Origin of the sequence: Haemophilus parainfluenzae, from assembly GCF_003252795.1 — a bacterium.
GTDB lineage: Bacteria > Pseudomonadota > Gammaproteobacteria > Enterobacterales > Pasteurellaceae > Haemophilus_D > Haemophilus_D parainfluenzae_K.
The window spans coordinates 14,598-33,399 of sequence record NZ_QEPQ01000001.1 but is presented as its reverse complement, the minus strand read 5'-3'; the positions used below and the strand labels follow the sequence as shown (position 1 = coordinate 33,399).

Here is an 18,802-nt window from a genome sequence, read left to right as displayed (position 1 = left end):
GTTTAGTCTCTAAGCTCCGCATTAAAGCGTTGTTTAACTTCGTTTAATACAGCAGAGATTACCGCATTAATCTCATCATCTTCAAGCGTTTTTTCATTATCTTGAATGGTTAAACTGATTGCTAAGCTCTTATGTCCGCTAGCAACGCCAATACCTTGATATACGTCGAATAAATTGACTTGTGTTAATTTTTCTCCGCCGGCTTGTTTACATGCATCAATAATGTCTCCTGCAGGGACATTATCTGCAACAACTAAAGCTAAGTCACGACGGTTCGCAGGGAATTTTGAAATCTCTTTGGCTTGAACCACACGACGATTTGCAATGGCATCCCATAAAATTTCAAAAACAACCGCTTTGCCATTTAATCCTAGTTTTTGAGCAATAAGTGGATGAATAGTTCCAATAAAACCAATTTCTTTTCCATCTAATTCAATTGCAGCAGATTGACCTGGGTGTAATGCACTGTATGCTTTTGCCACGAATTTAACTCGATTACCCACTTCGGTGAGAGAAAGAATACTTTCTAAATCACCTTTAAGATCAAAGAAATCAACCGTTTCTGCTTTACCTGTCCAACATTCTGATTTTGCTGTACCGGTAATCACACCTGCAAGAACAAATTCTTGTCGAACACCAAATTCTGCATTGGCATCAGGAACAAAACGTAAACCCGTTTCAAATAAACGCACGCGGTTTTGTTGACGATTTTGGTTGTATAGTACTGCACCGAGTAATCCACTTAATAATGAAACGCGCATTGCTGACATTTCAACTGAAATTGGATTTGGTAATACAAGTGCTTCAATTTCTGGATGAAGTAAAGTTTGTACTTTTGGATCAACGAAGCTATAAGTAATCGCCTCTTGATAATCTGCATCAACAAGTGCGGTTTTAATTCGGCTTAAATCTAAATCAGACTCTTTATGCTCACGCATACGAAGATGCGCTAATGGTGCGTTATTTGGAATGCTGTTATAGCCGTAAATTCGTGCTACTTCTTCAATGAGATCTTCTTCGATTTCAATATCAAAACGCCAGCTTGCTGAAGTCACGGTCCAAACATCATTAGCATATTTCACCGCAAAACCTAAACGTTCAAAAATCTCTGTCACGGTTTCAGTTTCGATATGATGACCTAATAAGCTATCTAATTTTTCACGACGTAAAGTGACTTCATTGACTTTTGGTAAATATTGCTCGCTCACCACTTCACAAATTTCGCCTGCTTCACCACCACAAATTTCAAGTAACAATGCTGTTGCACGTTCCATTGCGTGACGTTGTAGCGTAAAATCAACACCGCGTTCAAAACGATGTGAAGAATCTGTGTGTAAACCGTATTGTCTTGCACGTCCCGCAATCGCTAATGGTGCAAAGAATGCCGCTTCTAAAATTACATCTTTTGTTGTTTCAGCATCAACACCGCTAGCTTGACCACCAAAGATACCTGCCATTGCTAGAGGACCAGTTTGGTCTGCAATCACCAAAGTATTCGGCTGTAATTTTGCGGTTGTACCATCTAATAAAATAAGTTCTTCGCCGTTATTGGCTAAACGTACTTGAACAGGTTGAGACACTTTTGATGCATCAAAAGCATGCATTGGTTGACCTAATTCAAGTAAAACATAGTTGGTAATATCTACAATAGGATCGATAGAACGAATACCACAACGACGTAATTTTTCTTGTAACCAAATTGGTGATTGCGCTTTAACATTCACATTTTTCACCACGCGCAATAAATAACGAGAGCACGCTTCTGGCGCTTTTAATTCAATTTGAACTTTATCTGAAATCGTTGCAGGTACGACATCAAAGTGCGGTTGATTAACAACTTGTTTATTCACCACACCAACTTCACGTGCAACACCTGCAATACTTAAACAATCTGCACGGTTTGGCGTTAAGCTGATTTCAATGGCTTTATCATCTAAATCTAAATATTCACGTAGATTTGTACCCACTGGTGCATCTAACGGTAGCTCAATAATACCATCTGCATCTACATCAATGCCTAATTCAGAGAATGAGCAAAGCATCCCTTCTGAAGGTTGTCCACGTAATTTAGTCTTCTTAATTTTAAAATCACCAGGTAATACCGCACCTTCAGTTGCACATGCCACTTTTAAACCTTGGCGGCAATTTGGTGCACCACAAACGATATCTAATAAACGGTCGCCACCAACATTTACTTTAGTGACTCGTAATTTGTCTGCATCTGGGTGTTGTGCACATTCAACAACTTCACCTACAACCACACCGGTAAAGTCACCAGCTACCTTTTCAACGCCATCAACTTCTAAGCCAAGCATCGTGATTTGATCACATAACTGCTCTGTTGAAATTGATGGATTAACCCATTCTCTCACCCAATTTTCGCTAAATTTCATTATCTCTGTATCCTTTATTGATGAACGTGTTACGTTCTAAATTAATCATTATCGTCAATTTAACCCAACGGTTAATTACTTAAATTGTTTTAAAAAACGTAAGTCGTTTTCAAAGAATGAACGCAAATCTGTGACGTTGTAGCGTAACATGGTTAAACGCTCAACCCCCATGCCTACTGCGAAGCCAGAATATTCATTGGGATCAATACCTACGTTACGTAACACATTAGGATGCACCATACCACAACCTAGTACTTCTAACCATTTACCATTTTTACCCATTACATCAACTTCTGCAGAAGGTTCAGTAAATGGGAAATAAGAAGGACGGAAACGAACTTGTAAATCCTCTTCAAAAAATGCACGTAAGAAATCGTGTAATAAGCCTTTTAACTCGGTAAAGTTTGCTTTTTTATCGACATACAGCAATTCAATTTGATGGAACATTGGTGTGTGCGTTTGATCGTAGTCGTTACGATATACACGACCTGGCGCCATAATACGAATAGGTGGCTGCATTTTTTCCATGGTACGAATTTGTACACCTGAGGTTTGTGTACGAAGTAATAATTCAGGATTAAACCAGAATGTATCGTGATCAGCACGTGCTGGGTGATGTTTAGGGATATTTAATGCATCGAAATTGTAATAATCACTTTCAATTTCGGGACCGGTTTCCACAGAAAAACCTAACTCTGAAAAGAATTTTGTTACACGATTGATGGTAATGGTCACTGGGTGTAAACCACCCGTTTCTGTTTTACGACCTGGAAGGCTCACATCAATACGTTCTTTTTCTAATTTCGCATTGAGTTCAGCTTGCTCCCATTCTGCTTTTTTAGCATTTAAAAAATCTAACGCAGCTTGTTTCGCTTCATTGATTTTAGCGCCCATTGCGGGACGCTCTTCCGCTGCAACATTACGCAATTCCTGCATAAGTTGGGTAAAATGCCCTTTTTTACCAAAATATTCCACACGAATTTCATCTAATGTGGTTAAACTTTTATTTTCGATTTGTTCAATCGCCGATTTTGCTTTCTCAACAAGATCTTTCAGATGTTGCATAGTTTCCCCTGATTATCTTTTCTAACTAAAATACGCCTAATGATAATACTAACTCATTAAAAAATCACGCGTTTATTAGTGAATTGATGTTTCAGGTGAAAAATGACAAAAATTTTTGCTATTTTTTGAGATATATCACAGTAATTTTTAACGCTTTCGTTAGAATGAAGAAGAATCGACCATGTCTAGGAGGCGTATTATGTGGAAATCAATTTCTCAAGTCTTAGCTGATCAATTTGGTGCTTACTATAACATCAAAGAAAAAAACAAAGTGCCTGGAGGCGAAGTAAATGACACTTGGCTGATTGCGGATGGAATCCAACCTGTCTTTGTTAAAGTGAATGAACGGTCCTATCGTTCAATGTTCCGTGCAGAAGCTGACCAATTAAACCTACTAGGCAAAACCAATACAATTCGACTTCCTCAAGTGTATGGCGTAGGCTGTTCTCAAAACCATAGTTTCTTGTTATTAGAAGCGCTTCCTATTACTCAACAAACCAATGCAACGCCACATTTTGCAGAAGAATTAGCAAAACTCCATCAAGTATCTGGCACTAAAAACTATGGATTAGATTTTGATACTTGGCTTGGCCCTGAGTATCAACCGAATAAATGGAATGGAAGTTGGGCGAAGTTTTTTGCAGAACAGCGTATTGGATGGCAATTGCAACTCTGCAAAGATAAAGGTTTGGACTTTGGCGATATTGATTTAATTATTGAAAAGGTAAAACACAAACTTTCAAAACATAATCCTAAACCTTCTTTGTTACATGGTAACTTATGGGTTGAGAATACCGCTATTGTAGGAAATCAAACCTTTACTTACGATCCTGCTTGTTACTGGGGGGATAGAGAGTGTGATTTAGCATTCAGTGAGCTTTTCCAACCTTTCTCAGCTGAATTCTATGAAATTTATGACCGCACTTTCCCACTTGATAAAGAAGGTTTTGAAGAAAGAAAACACCTTTATCAGCTCTATTACCTGCTAAATTTCAGCCATCGTTTTAATGGAAGCTATATCAACTTAACCACTAAATTGATTGAAGAGCTTTTACTTGAATAATTCCTTAAATATCAGATAAAAAAAGAGCGTAATTTTCATTACGCTCTTTCTATCTTCTCTATCTATTATTTTTGATAAAGAGGTGCTGGACCTTGAGTTCCACCGTTAACTTGACCACCTTCTTGTAATTTTAATACAGAACCAGAAGCAGTGATTTCTACACGACGGTTTGGACGTAAACAGTCTTTCTCAGCTTTACTTGCGTGTTTGTAACCATTACAAGCTTTAACTTGTGGCACTTTACCGTAACCAACAGCTGTAATTTCAGATGTTACGCCATCTTCAATTAAACGAGCTTTAACACGGTTTGCACGACGTTGAGAAAGATCTAAGTTGTAAGCATCAGAACCTAAACGATCAGTATAACCTGCAACTTTAACTTCTTTAGCACCAGTTTCTTTTAATTGTGCTGCAACGTTATCAACAACTTCTTTACCACGTGGAGTTAAAGTATCTTTATCGAAGTCGAACAAGAAGTCACCACTTAAAGTAAATGCTGAGTTTCCGTTACAACCGTTTGGATACCAGAAGAAGCTTTGAGCATTGTGGTTTTTGTCAAATAATATTTTGTATTGACAAATTTTGTGAACACCGTTCTCACGATAGTTGAACGCATAATCCCACTCTTCAACACCGTATAAACCTTCAGAGAAGTGTGGACGACCGATTAGGTTATATAATTGGTCTTTGTTCATACCACGTTCGATCATACGAACGTTATCCCAGTTTGGCCATGAACCAAATTGGCTACCGTCATGGTTGAAACCAGCTTTATCAATCTTAGGCCATACGAGTTGTGGTACTTGTTGACCATCAACTTCTTTATATTCTGGAGTACCAGCTTCTGTAACTTTGCTTAAGTTACCACAAGCAGCAACTGTCGCTACTGCTACTGCAGATAATAAAATACGAGATAATTTCATTTCTTTACCTTTTTACTGTTAAGGTGCAATCCTTGCAAGAAGAACCTACACAACTAAACTTTATAAATTTTACAAATAAAACTATAAAAAGTTTCATGGCGTATGGTAGTCATAATTCTTTAACTTGTAAATAAAAAAACATTAAAAAATGATTTTTTATGGAACTTTTTTGTAAAGTTGTGTAAAGAGTTGTCAAATAAGTAAATTTTTTTCTTATTGAATAAAATCCTGTCCATTTTTTGTTAAATTTCGATGGATAATTCCCTCAATACTCTCTTCAGCTTGCTTACCTATTTTTTGTAAAAGTGGCTTTTTCACTTTATATTTCACCGCGATCACAGACTTATCTTTCATTTTTTCAAGAATAATATCATCGCTAGTTGCTAACTCATCGACTAGCTGAAGCGCTAGAGCTTGCTGACCGAACCAATGCTCACCAGTTGCGACTTTATCCACATCTAAGTGCGGTCGATTTTGAGTGACAAATTGTTTAAATAATTGATGAGTTTCTTCAAGTTCGGCTTGGAATTTCTGTTTTCCTTTTTCAGTATTTTCACCTAATACTGTAACGGTGCGTTTAAATTCTCCTGCTGTCATCACATCAACATCAACATCATGTTTTTTTAATAAACGATGAATATTGGGAATTTGCGCAACCACACCAATAGAACCAATGATCGCAAAGGGCGCAGAAACAATTTTATCTGCCACACAAGCCATCATATACCCACCACTTGCAGCAACCTTATCAACTGCAACCGTTAATTTAATCCCTTTTTGTTTTAAGCGAGCTAACTGCGAGGCGGCCAAACCATAACCATGAACAACACCTCCAGGACTTTCTAAACGTAGTAAGACCTCATCATCGGCTTTTGCTACATTAATAATCGCCGAAATTTCTTCTCGAAGTGCGGTCGTTTCGGATGCCGAAATATCACCTTTAAAATCGAGCACATAAACACAAGGTTTAGGCGTTTCTTTCTCACCATTTTTTAATTTCGCTTTTAATGCCTTTGCTTCTTGCTTTTTCGCTTTTTTCTCCACTTTTTCTGCTTGTTTAAGTTCTTCTTCTGAAAGCTGGAAATCGCGTAAATGCTTTACTGTTTCTTTAAATTCTTCTGAAAGATCTGTCACGACCAACTCACCATGATGTGTTGCATTACGCTGTTTTGCTGAAATAATCATTGCGACAATAGCGGCAATCACAAGTAAAATCGTTAAAATCTCCAAAATAAAAATGCCATAGCCGGTCAAAATATCAGACCACATAATTTTCTCCTAAAATAAAGTGAAGGCATTATTTTACTGTGCAAGCCTGATTTACACTAACTTTTTATGGAAAATTTTGCGATTTAAGGTAAACTAACGCAGTTTTATTGCCTAATTTATAATGAATTACAGAGGTTTATATGTCTAAAGTTGCATCCATTGTTGATGTGTTACAAGGTAAAATCGCTATTGGCGAAAAAGTTACCGTACGAGGTTGGGTTCGTACCCGTCGTGATTCTAAAGCTGGTCTTTCTTTCCTCGCTGTTTATGACGGCTCTTGCTTTGATCCTATTCAAGTCATCGTCAATAACGATATTGAAAATTATGAAAGTGAAGTATTACGCTTAACAACGGGTTGCTCTGTTATCGTAACCGGTACTATTGTTGAGTCACCTGCTGAAGGTCAAGCTGTTGAACTTCAAGCTAAAAAAGTAGAAGTGACAGGGTTCGTAGAAGATCCTGATACTTATCCAATGGCAGCAAAACGTCACTCAATTGAATACTTACGTGAAGTAGCTCACTTACGTCCTCGTACCAATATTATCGGTGCCGTGGCACGTGTTCGTCACTGCTTAGCACAAGCTATTCATCGTTTCTTCCATGAACAAGGCTTCTACTGGGTCGCTACCCCATTAATTACCGCTTCAGATACTGAAGGTGCGGGTGAAATGTTCCGTGTTTCAACACTTGATTTAGAAAATCTTCCTCGTGGTGAAGATGGTAAAGTTGATTTCAGCCAAGATTTCTTCGGTAAAGAATCATTTTTAACGGTTTCGGGTCAATTAAATGGTGAGACTTATGCGTGCGCATTAAGCAAAATCTATACTTTCGGTCCTACATTCCGTGCTGAAAATTCAAATACAACTCGTCACCTTGCTGAATTCTGGATGGTTGAGCCTGAAGTTGCGTTTGCAACGCTTGCTGACAATGCTAAATTAGCAGAAGACATGTTGAAATACGTATTCCGTGCCGTGCTTGCTGAGCGAAAAGATGACTTAAAATTCTTTGAAAAACACGTAGATAAAGATGTGATTACTCGTTTAGAAAACTTTGTAAACTCTGATTTTGCTCAAATCGACTATACTGATGCGATCGACGTGTTATTAAAATCAGGTAAGAAATTCGAGTTCCCTGTTTCTTGGGGTATCGACTTATCTTCTGAACATGAACGTTTCTTAGCTGAAGAATATTTCAAATCACCTGTTGTTGTGAAAAACTATCCAAAAGATATCAAAGCCTTCTATATGCGTTTAAATGATGATGGTAAAACTGTGGCTGCAATGGATGTTCTCGCACCTGGAATTGGTGAAATCATCGGTGGTTCCCAACGTGAAGAACGTTTAGACGTGTTAGATAAACGTATGGAAGAAATGGGCTTAAATCCTGAAGATTACTGGTGGTATCGTGATCTTCGTAAATATGGTACCGTACCACATTCAGGTTTCGGTCTTGGTTTTGAACGCTTAATCGTTTATGTAACTGGCGTACAAAATATTCGCGATGTGATTCCATTCCCTCGCGCACCAAGAAATGCAAATTTCTAAAAATATTGTTTAAATTGACCGCACTTTTTTAAAGTGCGGTCATCATTTTAGGCGATAAATTTATCCCCTATTTCATTTATTGTGTTTGAATCAATCTTTCAAATACATCACATTAAGGAAAGTAGAAATGGACAAAATTAAGCAACTCTTTGCTAACAACTACAGTTGGGCGCAAAGAATGAAAGAAGAAAATTCCACTTATTTTAAAGAACTTGCCGATCACCAAACACCTCATTATCTCTGGATTGGCTGCTCAGATAGCCGTGTTCCCGCTGAAAAACTCACAAATCTTGAGCCAGGCGAATTATTTGTTCATCGTAATGTTGCTAACCAAGTTATTCATACGGATTTTAACTGCCTTTCAGTTGTACAATATGCCGTTGATGTGCTCAAAATTGAACATATTATTATTTGTGGCCATACAAATTGTGGTGGTATCAACGCTGCTATGCAAGATCACGATCTTGGATTGATCAATAACTGGTTGCTCCACATTCGTGATATTTGGTTTAAACATGGCCACCTATTAGGCAATCTTTCAGCCGAAAAACGCTCCGATATGCTCACTAAATTAAATGTTGCGGAACAAGTTTATAACCTAGGACGCACATCTATCGTAAAAAGTGCTTGGGAACGTGGACAAAAACTCTCCCTACATGGCTGGGTATATGATGTAAATGATGGATTCTTAGTAGATCAAGGTGTTATTGCAACCAGTCGGGAAACCCTTGAAATCTCTTACCGTAATGCGATTGCTCGCCTATCTAGCCTCGCGGAAGAAGATATCCTGAAAAAAGAGCTTCCAGAAAACGAAGAATAAAAAAAGTGCGGTTAAAATCTAATGAGTTTTAACCGCACTTTTTATTTCAAACTGACTATTTAACTAACTCTGTTTGCATATACATCAAACGATCAATATTCGTTAAATAATGTCCTAGCTCTTGGGATTCTGGTTTATGAATATAAGGGATTTTACCTAGCAGAGGCGCATCAATCTGAGCCTCTAAAATATCCACCACCTCTTTATAATGCCCTAAGCAAGGATTAATTCGATTTGCAATCCAGCCTAATAAAGGAACGCCAAGCTGTTTAATCACTTGAGCAGTCAACAATGCGTGGTTAATACAGCCTTCTTTAATGCCTACAACCAATACCACGGGCATTTTATGCTCAACGACCCAATCAGCAAAACTCTTACCCTCTGCCATTGGTGTGAGTAACCCAAATGAACCTTCCACGACAACAGATTGATATTTTTGAACCAATGCGGTTAATGTTTGATTAATTTTGCTTAATTTAATGCGTGATTTATCTCGAGTCAGCATTGGCAATGAATGAGTAAAAGTATAGCTATTCACTTCTTGATAAGATACGGACTCATTCGTTGCATCCATTAAAGCTAACACGTCTGAATTATTTTCAGCATCATAATCTGTTTGGGATTCATTAGACTGATTTTCGACAGGATAAATCCCCTCTTCACAGCTACAAGCAATCGGCTTATAACCCACAATTCGCACGCCCTTTGCTTGTAATGCCTGAATAATGGCACGGCAGGCGGTGGTCTTGCCCACATCGGTATCTGTACCTGCCACAAAGAAACTACTCATTTTCATTCTCCTTTTAAAAGTGCGGTCAATTCTAAAGGAGTTTTTTGAAGAAAATATTGAGATAAAGCAAGATTTGGAGATTTTTAGGAAAAAATAAAAGGCTTATTTGATCTCACTCAAACTATTAAACAAGCCATCATCTTGTTTTGGCATTTGAAGATAAAATCCTTGCTGAGTAATTTTCCCCATAACCTCATCTTTATCTGCATGAACAAGCGGTTTACTCCCCCTCAAATTGAAAGGCATAAGAAATTGAGGCTTACCAAAACTCTGCATTAATATATCCGGTACAGCTGAAAAATCATCTCGTTTGGAAATATAAAGATAGCAGCCTGGTTTACGTTTACTTTTATAAATTGCACATAACATTTCATATTGCTCCAAAAAGAAAAAACCTACCAGATAATCTCTGATAGGTTTTATTTTACGAAAGTTTAATTATTTAGTCACAGCTTCTTTTACTTCAGCTGCTTTATTTGCTGCCGCATCTTTTGCTTCAGCCGCTTTATCAGCTGCCGCATCTTTTGTTTCTGAAGCTGAGTTTTTTACTGCTTCCATTTTAGAAGACATCGCATCTTTTGCTTCAGCCATTTTATTTGCTGCAGCATCTTTCATTTCAACTGCTTTATCTGCTGCTGCATCTTTTGCTTCAGAAGCTGCATTTTTTACTTCTTCCATTTTAGAAGACACTGCATCTTTTGCCTTAGCCATTTTATTTGCAGCAGCATCTTTCATTTCAGAAGCTTTATCAGCTACTGCTTCTTTTGTTTCAGCCATTTTATTTGCAGCTGAATCTTTTGCGTCAATTGCTGCATTTTTAACATCAGTTGCAACTTCTTTTGCTGCATCTTTAATTTGTGTTGCTGCATTTGCTGTTGCATCTTTTGCTGCTTCAACTTTTTGAGCTGTTTCTTGTTTATCGAAACAACCAGTTACGGCTAAAGATGCACCTAATACTAATACGGCTAATACTGATTTTTTCATTGTCATTCTCCATTTTATAATTAAGAATTAATCCAAAGCTATCTGCTTTGTGTGATCTAGTTTACGTAAAAAAAACTTAAAATAAAACATCTTTCAAAAAAATTTACATTTCTAAAGATATAGTTTTTTATAAAATCTCTCTAAAACAACTATAACCCAATGAAATTAAAAGATTTGTAAAAAAGTTCATTATAAAAATTTTATTTTTTGTAAAGATAAAAAATCACTTTTTTGTGTTTTTTTTGAACAATCCCACTCAGTTAATTTGAATAATCCTTAACTATTGCTTTTACTTTTCAGTTACTTTTTTACGGCTGCAGATTGATCTTTTGTTTCAGAATCTACATTTTTTACTTCCTCTGCTTTAGAGCACACAGCATCTTTTGCTTCAGTCATTTTATTTTCCGCAACATGTTTAACATAGTTAGCTGCTGCAACCACAGCATCTTTAACTTGTACTGCCGCGCTTACTGTGGCATCTTTTGCAGCTTCAACTTTAGAAGACATTACATCTTTTGCCTCTGAAAGCGAATCTTTTACTTCAGCAACTTTATCTTCGACAGCTTCTTTTGCTTTTACAGCTTTATCTTCAGCTGCATCTTTTAGCTCAGATGCTTTATCTGCAGCTTCATCTTTTGCTTCTGAAACTACTTTTTTCACTTCTGATGCTTTATCTTCCACCGCATCTTTTACTTCTGAAGTCGCTTCTTCTGCTTCTACAGCTTTATCTTCAGCCGCATCTTTCACTTCAGCAGCTTTATCTTCAGCTTCATCTTTTAACTCAGCCGCTTTATCTTCAGCTTCATCTTTTAACTCAGCCGCTTTATCAGCAGCTTCATCTTTTGCTTCAAAAACTGCATTTTTTACTTCAGCAACTTTATCTACAACTGCATCTTTGAATTTAACTACTTTGTCTACAACTGTATCTTTTGCTTCTGAAGCCGCTTCTTTTGCTTCTACAGTTTTATCTTCAGCTGCATCTTTTAGCTCAGATGCTTTATCTGCAGCTTCATCTTTTGCTTCTGAAACTGCTTTTTTTACTTCTTTTGCTTTATCTTCAGCCGCATCTTTCACTTCAGCAGCTTTATCTTCAGCTTCATCTTTTAACTCAGCCGCTTTATCAGCAGCTTCATCTTTTGCTTCAAAAACTGCATTTTTTACTTCAGCAACTTTATCTACAACTGCATCTTTGAATTTAACTACTTTGTCTACAACTGTATCTTTTGCTTCTGAAGCCGCTTCTTTTGCTTCTACAGTTTTATCTTCAGCTGCATCTTTTAGCTCAGATGCTTTATCTGCAGCTTCATCTTTTGCTTCTGAAACTGCTTTTTTTACTTCTTTTGCTTTATCTTCAGCCGCATCTTTCACTTCAGCAACTTTGTCTTCAGCTGCATCTTTTAGCTCTGCTGCTTTATCTGCCGCTTCATCTGTAGCTTCTGAAACTGTTTTTTTCACTTCTGATGCTTTATCTTCGACGGCTCTTTTTACTTCAGAAAATTTGTCATCGATTGCTTTTTTCATTTCAGTAGCTTTATCATCGATTGCTTCCTTTGCTTCAGAAACTGCTTTTCTTACTTCAGATACTTTATCTTCAGTTACATCTTTCACTTCAGTAGCTTTGTCTTCAACCACTTCTTTTGCCTCAGACGCTTTATGTGTCACAGCATCTTTAATATAGTTAGCCGCTGCAAATAATGCATCTTTAACTTGTGTTGCAGCATTCACTGTCGTATCTTTTACTTCAGTTGCTTTATCTCCGATTTTATTGTTCATAGCTACTCCCCTTGTGTCATTATGATGGCTTAATTTAAGCTATTCATTTATAGCTCATTTTCAGTCTATCAAAAAAATTTTAAAAAAACACCTAAAAATATACATTTTTAGGTGTTGCTTATTTTTGACTGCTTTTAAAAAGTAAATCATATAAACTTTGTTTTTCGTATTTTAGCCATTCTATTTTGGATAATGGAAAGCTTCAATGGTGCCTTTTTCACCATTCCACTCAATTTGAACAATCGTTGAAGGGTAAAAACTAATTGGATTTCGCTTACCGTAAAGCTCTGAAACAATACTGCCTACTAAAGGTAAATGAGAAACGAGTAAAACACTTTCAGTACCTTCTTCTTGCAAAACAGATAGATAATCAGCTACCAATGTAGCATTACCATAAGGTGTAATCCCACTCCAAATTTCAATATCATTAAGCGTGTTACCTAAGGCTGAATTTACAAGCTCAAACGTTTCTTGTGCTCTTACATAAGGGCTGACAATTACTTTTTGAACTGAAAGTGCGGTTGAATTTAGATGAGTTTTAAGCCATTGTCCCTGTAATATCGACTGTTTTCGACCGTAGTCATTTAAATGCCGAGCCTCATCGGATGAAGCGATAACTTCGGCTTCTCCATGACGCATAATAAAAATTTTCATGTATTGGCTTTCCTAAAAATAATAAAGATAATTCTATGGATCAAAAATGGGGGCAAGCCCCCACTCAATTAATTTGCTTTCACTGCTTCTGCAATTTCTTCTGCACATTGTTTTGCAAGTGCACCGTCTTCACATTCGACCATAACACGAATCAGTGGCTCTGTACCAGACTTACGCAGTAAAATTCGGCCTTTGCCTTCTAAGCGTTTTTCCACATCAGCGGCTACGGCTTTTACTGCTTCACTTTCTAACGGATTTGTACCACCTGCAAAACGAACATTAATCAGGACTTGAGGGAATAATTTCACCGCACTTGCAAGCTCGTTTAAGGATAAACGATGTTGAACCATTGCACTTAATACGGCTAATGAGGCAATAATACCATCACCTGTCGTGTTTTTATCCGCGATAATGATATGGCCAGAGTTTTCTCCACCTAACGTCCAGTTATGTTCTACCATTTTTTCTAGCACATAACGGTCGCCAACGTTAGCACGCACAAAAGGTACACCTAACATTTTTAACGCAATTTCTAGGCTCATATTACTCATTAATGTGCCGACTACGCCACCTTTTAATTGACCTGAACGTAAAGCTTCACGAGCAATAATGAAAAGGATTTGGTCACCATCTACTTTATTACCTAAGTGATCCACCATCATAATACGGTCACCATCACCATCATAAGCGAGACCAACATCCGCTTTAGTTTCAAGCACTTTTTCCTGTAACGCTTTTACATCGGTTGCACCACATTTTTCATTGATATTGATTCCGTTTGGATCAGTACCAATTTCAATCACTTCCGCGCCTAATTCACGTAATACATTTGGCGCAATATGATAGGTCGCACCATTTGCGCAATCCACCACAATTTTATAACCATCTAAACCTAAATGAGCAGGGAAAGTGCTTTTACAAAATTCAATATAACGTCCTGCGGCATCACTGATACGGCTTGCTTTACCTAAATCAGCAGACTCCACACAATCCATTGGCTGATCAAGCATGGCTTCAATCGCTTCTTCAATATCATCTGGTAATTTTGTGCCTTGTGAAGAGAAGAATTTAATTCCATTATCATAATAAGGGTTATGTGATGCAGAAATGACAATACCCGCTTCTAAACGGAACGTGCGGGTTAAATACGCCACGGCAGGTGTTGGCATTGGGCCGGTAAATGCAGCAGTTAAGCCAGCGGCAGCCAAACCTGCTTCAAGAGCAGATTCCAACATATAACCTGAAATACGAGTATCTTTTCCGATTAATACTGTGCGAGAACCTTGTGAAGCTAAAACCTTACCCGCAGCCCAACCTAATTTCAATGCGAAATCAGGCGTGATTGGATAAGTACCCACTTTACCGCGTACGCCATCTGTACCAAAATATTTACGATTTGCCATATTTATTCCTTAATAAATTGAATAATTGATGTTGCAGAAATCATTTACTCTACAACATATAAAATCTGTTACTTTCTTACGCCTGTTGCGTTGCTTGCCATACTTTCAAAGCATCTGCCGTTGCAGCGACATCATGTACGCGTAAAATTGTTGCACCATTTTGTGCAGCAATTAATGCGCCAGCTACACTTCCCACAACACGTTCAGTTACGGGTTTATCTAATACGGCACCAATCATCGATTTACGTGAAAGACCTGCTAAAATGGGATAACCACTTTCAAAAAAGTGTGCTAATTGCTGTAAAAGTTTATAGTTATGCTGCACGGTCTTACCAAAACCAAACCCCATATCCCAAATGATATTTTCTTTGGCAATTCCTGCCTCTAGACAAGCTTGAGTCCGAGCCTCTAAAAATTGATAAACATCTTTGACTACATCATCATAATGCGGATTAGTCTGCATTGTGCGCGGCTGTCCTTGCATATGCATGATACAAGTCGGTAAATTCAACTGTCCTGCTATTTCGAGTGCGCCAGGTTCACGTAAAGCACGAATATCATTGATTAAATCCATGCCGACCTTAGCAGCTTCTTGCATCACAATTGCTTTAGAGGTATCCACTGAAATCCAACAATCAAAACGTTTTTGTACGGCTTCAACAAGAGGTATCACTCGTCGCAACTCTTCAGTTTCAGGCACTTCTTCTGCCATTGGTCGAGTTGATTCCCCGCCAATATCAATAATTGTTGCACCTTCTTTGAGCATTTTTTCAACTTGAAATAATGCTTTGTCTAGACTAAAAAACTGTCCGCTATCTGAAAATGAATCGGGCGTGAAATTCAAAATTCCCATAATTTGAGGGAATGATAAATCTAGACATTTGTTATTAGCATAAAGTTTCATAAAGTGCGGTCAATTTTTAAATCAAATTTTAAAGGCTAGATTATAACGGAATATAGTGATGAAAAGAATGACATTATAAATAAAAAAGCCTTCCTAATTAGGAAGGCTTTATTCTTACTCTTCAGAATCTTCTGAATGATTAACCGCACTTTCAGTTGTTTCTTCTTGCGGCTTAGCTTTCGGGCTCGTGTCTTTGTTATCTTCCCAACCAGATGGTGGTGTAACAGGTTCACGATTCATTAGCTGTTTGATTTGTTCTTCTTCAATGGTTTCATATTTCACTAACGCATCTTTCATGGCGTGAAGAATATCCATATTGTCGATCAAAATCTGTCTTGCTCTCGCATAGTTACGATTTACAATCGCACGCACTTCTTCATCAATCGCATGCGCCGTTTCATCTGACATATGTTTTGCTTTCGCCATTGAGCGACCTAAGAATACTTCGCCTTCATCTTCGGTATAAAGAATCGGACCGAGTTTATCTGAGAAGCCCCATTGGGTCACCATATTACGTGCAATATTGGTTGCCACTTTAATATCGTTAGATGCACCAGTCGAAATATTTTCTTCACCGTAAATCAAATCTTCTGCTAAACGTCCTGCATAAAGAGTTGAAAGTTTACTTTCTAATTGTTTTTGGCTGATACTAATTTGATCACCTTCAGGCAAGAAGAAAGTCACACCTAATGCGCGGCCACGAGGAATAATCGTCACTTTATGTACCGGATCATGTTCAGGCACTAAGTAACCCACAATCGCGTGACCCGCTTCATGGTACGCTGTGGACTCTTTTTGTTTATCCGTCATGATCATGGTGCGACGTTCAGGCCCCATATTGATCTTATCTTTAGCTTTTTCAAACTCAAGCATCGATACAGTACGTTTATTGCTACGCGCAGCAAATAATGCCGCTTCATTAACCAAGTTCGCTAAATCTGCACCTGAATAACCTGGTGTACCACGAGCAAGTGTCATGGCATCTACATCATCAGCCACAGGGACTTTTCGCATGTGAACTTTTAGAATTTGCTCACGGCCTTTGACATCCGGTAAACCGACAACAACTTGGCGGTCAAAACGGCCTGGACGCGTTAATGCTGGGTCTAGTACATCTGGACGGTTAGTTGCTGCAATAACGATTACGCCTTCGTTACCACCGAAACCATCCATTTCTACTAACATTTGGTTAAGAGTTTGTTCACGCTCATCGTGTCCACCACCTAAGCCAGCACCACGTTGACGACCTACCGCATCAATTTCATCAATAAAGATTAAGCATGGTGCATTTTTCTTCGCTTGCTCAAACATATCACGTACACGAGAAGCACCAACACCCACAAACATCTCTACAAAGTCAGAACCTGAAATGGTAAAGAAAGGCACTTTTGCTTCACCTGCAATAGCTTTTGCTAATAAGGTTTTACCTGTACCTGGAGGACCTACCATTAAAATCCCTTTTGGAATTTTACCGCCAAGGTTTTGGAATTTTTTCGGTTCACGCAAGAAATCAACTATTTCAGCCACTTCTTCTTTTGCTTCATCACAACCTGCAACATCTGCAAAAGTCACTTTAATTTGATCTTGGGTCAGCATTTTAGCGCGGCTTTTACCGAAGCTCATGGCTTTCCCGCCTCCACCTTGCATTTGACGCATGAAGAAAATCCATACCCCTACAAGGAATAGCATTGGGAACCACGAAATTAAAATTTGTGATAATAAACTGCGTTTTTCAAAAGGCGTACCTTCGATTTTAACTTTTTTATTTAATAAGTCATCTAAGAGCTTTTTATCTTCCAACGGTGGCATGACGGTCATATATTTAGAACCATCATTTTTAGTCACGGTGATTTCATTCGCATCAAAACGCGCTTCTTTCACTTGACTGTTACTCACATCATACACAAAGGTTGTGTAATCTGTTGAGTCACTCACGCCATTGGAATTAAAACTTTGGTAAGCTGTCATCATGACAATTGCTACCACAACCCATAGAACTAGATTTTTAACCATATCGTTCAAGGTTTAACCTGCCTTTCTTAAGTTAATTAAAATTAAACGAGATACTATCTCATCCCCGACACAATGAAAAGCTATCAAAGCAATTATCTATTCGCCTTTATAACCGCTTGCTACAATATAAACTTCGCGAGAACGCCCACGAGAGGCTTCAGGCTTACGCACTTTTACGACACTAAAGAGTGAACGAATTTCGCGCAGATACTCGTCAAAACCTTCTCCTTGGAATACTTTGACCACAAAACTGCCTTTTTTCGCCAAAACTTGCTTACACATATCTAAAGCCAGTTCAACTAAATACATTGCACGAGGAATATCAACAGATGGCATGCCGCTAAAATTTGGCGCCATATCAGACATCACTACATCAACTTTTGCTTCACCAACTCGTTCTAATAATGCATTCAGCACATTTTCGTCACGAAAATCGCCTTGCAAGAAATCCACGCCGACAATTGGGTTCATATCCAAAATATCACAAGCAATCACTCGACCTTTGCCACCAATTTGGCTCACAACATACTGTGACCAACCACCTGGTGCGGCACCGAGATCCACTACGGTCATTCCCGGTTTAAACAATTTATCCGTTTGTTGAATTTCATCTAACTTAAAGTAAGCACGTGAGCGTAATTTTTGTTTATGTGCTTTCTGAACAAACGGATCTTTAAAATGTTCGTTTAGCCAACGAGAAGAACTCGCCGAACGTTTTTTCTTTCCCATAATCTCTTTCTTTTGTACTATTTTTTGTAGTAGTTTCGTCTATATTTGGGTACAATCTGCCAAATTCAAGGCTAGACTTACCAAAAAGTGCTGAAAAACCACGTTTTTTCTGACCGCTCTTTTCGGTCTTTTTATGATTCATATTCATCTATTTAAAGGATTCCTTATGACAATATTATCAACAAAACAAAAACAATTTTTAAAAGGACTCGCTCATCACCTTAGCCCTGTCGTCATGCTTGGCGGTAACGGCTTAACCGAAGGTGTATTAGCCGAAATCGATAATGCGTTAAATCATCACGAATTAATCAAAGTAAAAATTGCTGGCGCAGATCGCGAAACCAAACAATTAATCATTGATGCGATTGTTCGTGAAACCAAATCATCTAACGTTCAAACCATCGGACATATTTTGGTGCTTTATCGACCAAGCGAGGAAGGTAAAATCCAGCTGCCTCGTAAATAATTGTTATCC

Annotated in this window: 17 protein-coding genes; 4 read left to right on the top strand and 13 right to left on the bottom strand. The window is 38.0% G+C overall.

Annotation, left to right across the window (positions count from 1 at the left end; translation table 11 throughout):
- Positions 1-2: 2 nt before the first annotated feature.
- Both pheT and pheS read right to left on the bottom strand, forming a co-directional pair.
- Positions 3-2,393 (bottom strand): phenylalanine--tRNA ligase subunit beta, encoded by a 2,391-nt coding sequence (gene pheT / locus DPV81_RS00155; RefSeq protein ID WP_111386044.1) that lies wholly within the window; start codon positions 2,391-2,393, stop codon positions 3-5.
- 75 nt (positions 2,394-2,468) lie between these two features.
- Positions 2,469-3,458: a phenylalanine--tRNA ligase subunit alpha gene (gene pheS, locus DPV81_RS00150; protein ID WP_049365446.1), complete on the bottom strand. Its 990-nt coding sequence runs from the start codon at positions 3,456-3,458 to the stop codon at positions 2,469-2,471.
- Positions 3,459-3,657: 199 nt separating this feature from the next.
- On the opposite strand from pheS, the gene DPV81_RS00145 reads away from it, so the two are divergent.
- A complete protein-coding gene (locus DPV81_RS00145) occupies positions 3,658-4,521 on the top strand; it encodes a fructosamine kinase family protein (protein ID WP_111386042.1) in 864 nt (287 codons plus the stop codon).
- A gap of 65 nt (positions 4,522-4,586) precedes the next feature.
- Here the strand turns inward: DPV81_RS00145 and DPV81_RS00140 are convergent, their stop codons facing one another.
- A complete protein-coding gene (locus DPV81_RS00140) occupies positions 4,587-5,444 on the bottom strand; it encodes an OmpA family protein (protein WP_049365443.1) in 858 nt (285 codons plus the stop codon).
- 213 nt (positions 5,445-5,657) lie between these two features.
- Positions 5,658-6,713 (bottom strand): protease SohB, encoded by a 1,056-nt coding sequence (gene sohB, locus DPV81_RS00135; RefSeq protein WP_111386040.1) that lies wholly within the window; start codon positions 6,711-6,713, stop codon positions 5,658-5,660.
- A gap of 140 nt (positions 6,714-6,853) precedes the next feature.
- Between sohB and asnS the strand changes: the two genes are divergently transcribed.
- Entirely contained in the window at positions 6,854-8,257 is a 1,404-nt protein-coding gene (asnS, locus tag DPV81_RS00130; protein WP_111386038.1) for an asparagine--tRNA ligase, read from the top strand.
- A gap of 127 nt (positions 8,258-8,384) precedes the next feature.
- On the top strand, positions 8,385-9,077 hold the full coding sequence (gene can, locus DPV81_RS00125; protein WP_049365440.1) for a carbonate dehydratase: 693 nt from the start codon (positions 8,385-8,387) through the stop codon (positions 9,075-9,077).
- Between the two features lie 55 nt (positions 9,078-9,132).
- On the opposite strand, the gene bioD is transcribed toward can, so the two are convergent.
- From bioD to rlmE, 9 genes are all read right to left on the bottom strand, one after another.
- A complete protein-coding gene (bioD, locus tag DPV81_RS00120) occupies positions 9,133-9,867 on the bottom strand; it encodes a dethiobiotin synthase (RefSeq protein ID WP_111386036.1) in 735 nt (244 codons plus the stop codon).
- Between the two features lie 102 nt (positions 9,868-9,969).
- Positions 9,970-10,236: a YcgL domain-containing protein gene (locus tag DPV81_RS00115; RefSeq protein ID WP_049371326.1), complete on the bottom strand. Its 267-nt coding sequence runs from the start codon at positions 10,234-10,236 to the stop codon at positions 9,970-9,972.
- Positions 10,237-10,305: 69 nt separating this feature from the next.
- On the bottom strand, positions 10,306-10,851 hold the full coding sequence (locus DPV81_RS00110; protein ID WP_049373402.1) for a histone: 546 nt from the start codon (positions 10,849-10,851) through the stop codon (positions 10,306-10,308).
- Between the two features lie 300 nt (positions 10,852-11,151).
- Entirely contained in the window at positions 11,152-12,624 is a 1,473-nt protein-coding gene (locus DPV81_RS09385) for a hypothetical protein (protein ID WP_115041564.1), read from the bottom strand.
- A 180-nt stretch (positions 12,625-12,804) separates the two neighbouring features.
- Entirely contained in the window at positions 12,805-13,278 is a 474-nt protein-coding gene (gene sixA, locus DPV81_RS00100; RefSeq protein ID WP_049369267.1) for a phosphohistidine phosphatase SixA, read from the bottom strand.
- A gap of 68 nt (positions 13,279-13,346) precedes the next feature.
- Positions 13,347-14,681 (bottom strand): phosphoglucosamine mutase, encoded by a 1,335-nt coding sequence (gene glmM, locus DPV81_RS00095; RefSeq protein ID WP_049369265.1) that lies wholly within the window; start codon positions 14,679-14,681, stop codon positions 13,347-13,349.
- 76 nt (positions 14,682-14,757) lie between these two features.
- A complete protein-coding gene (folP, locus tag DPV81_RS00090) occupies positions 14,758-15,585 on the bottom strand; it encodes a dihydropteroate synthase (protein WP_111386034.1) in 828 nt (275 codons plus the stop codon).
- Between the two features lie 114 nt (positions 15,586-15,699).
- Positions 15,700-17,598: an ATP-dependent zinc metalloprotease FtsH gene (ftsH, locus tag DPV81_RS00085; RefSeq protein ID WP_111386032.1), complete on the bottom strand. Its 1,899-nt coding sequence runs from the start codon at positions 17,596-17,598 to the stop codon at positions 15,700-15,702.
- Positions 17,599-17,694: 96 nt separating this feature from the next.
- A complete protein-coding gene (gene rlmE / locus DPV81_RS00080; protein WP_005697532.1) occupies positions 17,695-18,327 on the bottom strand; it encodes a 23S rRNA (uridine(2552)-2'-O)-methyltransferase RlmE in 633 nt (210 codons plus the stop codon).
- Between the two features lie 166 nt (positions 18,328-18,493).
- On the opposite strand from rlmE, the gene yhbY reads away from it, so the two are divergent.
- The gene (yhbY, locus tag DPV81_RS00075) at positions 18,494-18,793 is read left to right on the top strand and encodes a ribosome assembly RNA-binding protein YhbY (RefSeq protein ID WP_005696198.1); all 300 of its coding nucleotides are present in this window, start codon (positions 18,494-18,496) and stop codon (positions 18,791-18,793) included.
- Positions 18,794-18,802: the final 9 nt, after the last annotated feature.

What these genes read in the sequence shown, in the direction of transcription:
- can (WP_049365440.1), top strand. Translation starts at nt 8,385, where the DNA reads ATGGACAAAATTAAGCAACTCTTTGCTAACAACTACAGTTGGGCGCAA.
- DPV81_RS00110 (WP_049373402.1), bottom strand. Translation starts at nt 10,851, where the DNA reads ATGAAAAAATCAGTATTAGCCGTATTAGTATTAGGTGCATCTTTAGCC.
- asnS (WP_111386038.1), top strand. Translation starts at nt 6,854, where the DNA reads ATGTCTAAAGTTGCATCCATTGTTGATGTGTTACAAGGTAAAATCGCT.
- ftsH (WP_111386032.1), bottom strand. Translation starts at nt 17,598, where the DNA reads ATGGTTAAAAATCTAGTTCTATGGGTTGTGGTAGCAATTGTCATGATG.
- yhbY (WP_005696198.1), top strand. Translation starts at nt 18,494, where the DNA reads ATGACAATATTATCAACAAAACAAAAACAATTTTTAAAAGGACTCGCT.
- DPV81_RS00115 (WP_049371326.1), bottom strand. Translation starts at nt 10,236, where the DNA reads ATGTTATGTGCAATTTATAAAAGTAAACGTAAACCAGGCTGCTATCTT.
- sohB (WP_111386040.1), bottom strand. Translation starts at nt 6,713, where the DNA reads ATGTGGTCTGATATTTTGACCGGCTATGGCATTTTTATTTTGGAGATT.
- bioD (WP_111386036.1), bottom strand. Translation starts at nt 9,867, where the DNA reads ATGAGTAGTTTCTTTGTGGCAGGTACAGATACCGATGTGGGCAAGACC.
- glmM (WP_049369265.1), bottom strand. Translation starts at nt 14,681, where the DNA reads ATGGCAAATCGTAAATATTTTGGTACAGATGGCGTACGCGGTAAAGTG.
- DPV81_RS00145 (WP_111386042.1), top strand. Translation starts at nt 3,658, where the DNA reads ATGTGGAAATCAATTTCTCAAGTCTTAGCTGATCAATTTGGTGCTTAC.
- pheS (WP_049365446.1), bottom strand. Translation starts at nt 3,458, where the DNA reads ATGCAACATCTGAAAGATCTTGTTGAGAAAGCAAAATCGGCGATTGAA.
- pheT (WP_111386044.1), bottom strand. Translation starts at nt 2,393, where the DNA reads ATGAAATTTAGCGAAAATTGGGTGAGAGAATGGGTTAATCCATCAATT.
- DPV81_RS00140 (WP_049365443.1), bottom strand. Translation starts at nt 5,444, where the DNA reads ATGAAATTATCTCGTATTTTATTATCTGCAGTAGCAGTAGCGACAGTT.
- folP (WP_111386034.1), bottom strand. Translation starts at nt 15,585, where the DNA reads ATGAAACTTTATGCTAATAACAAATGTCTAGATTTATCATTCCCTCAA.
- sixA (WP_049369267.1), bottom strand. Translation starts at nt 13,278, where the DNA reads ATGAAAATTTTTATTATGCGTCATGGAGAAGCCGAAGTTATCGCTTCA.
- DPV81_RS09385 (WP_115041564.1), bottom strand. Translation starts at nt 12,624, where the DNA reads ATGAACAATAAAATCGGAGATAAAGCAACTGAAGTAAAAGATACGACA.
- rlmE (WP_005697532.1), bottom strand. Translation starts at nt 18,327, where the DNA reads ATGGGAAAGAAAAAACGTTCGGCGAGTTCTTCTCGTTGGCTAAACGAA.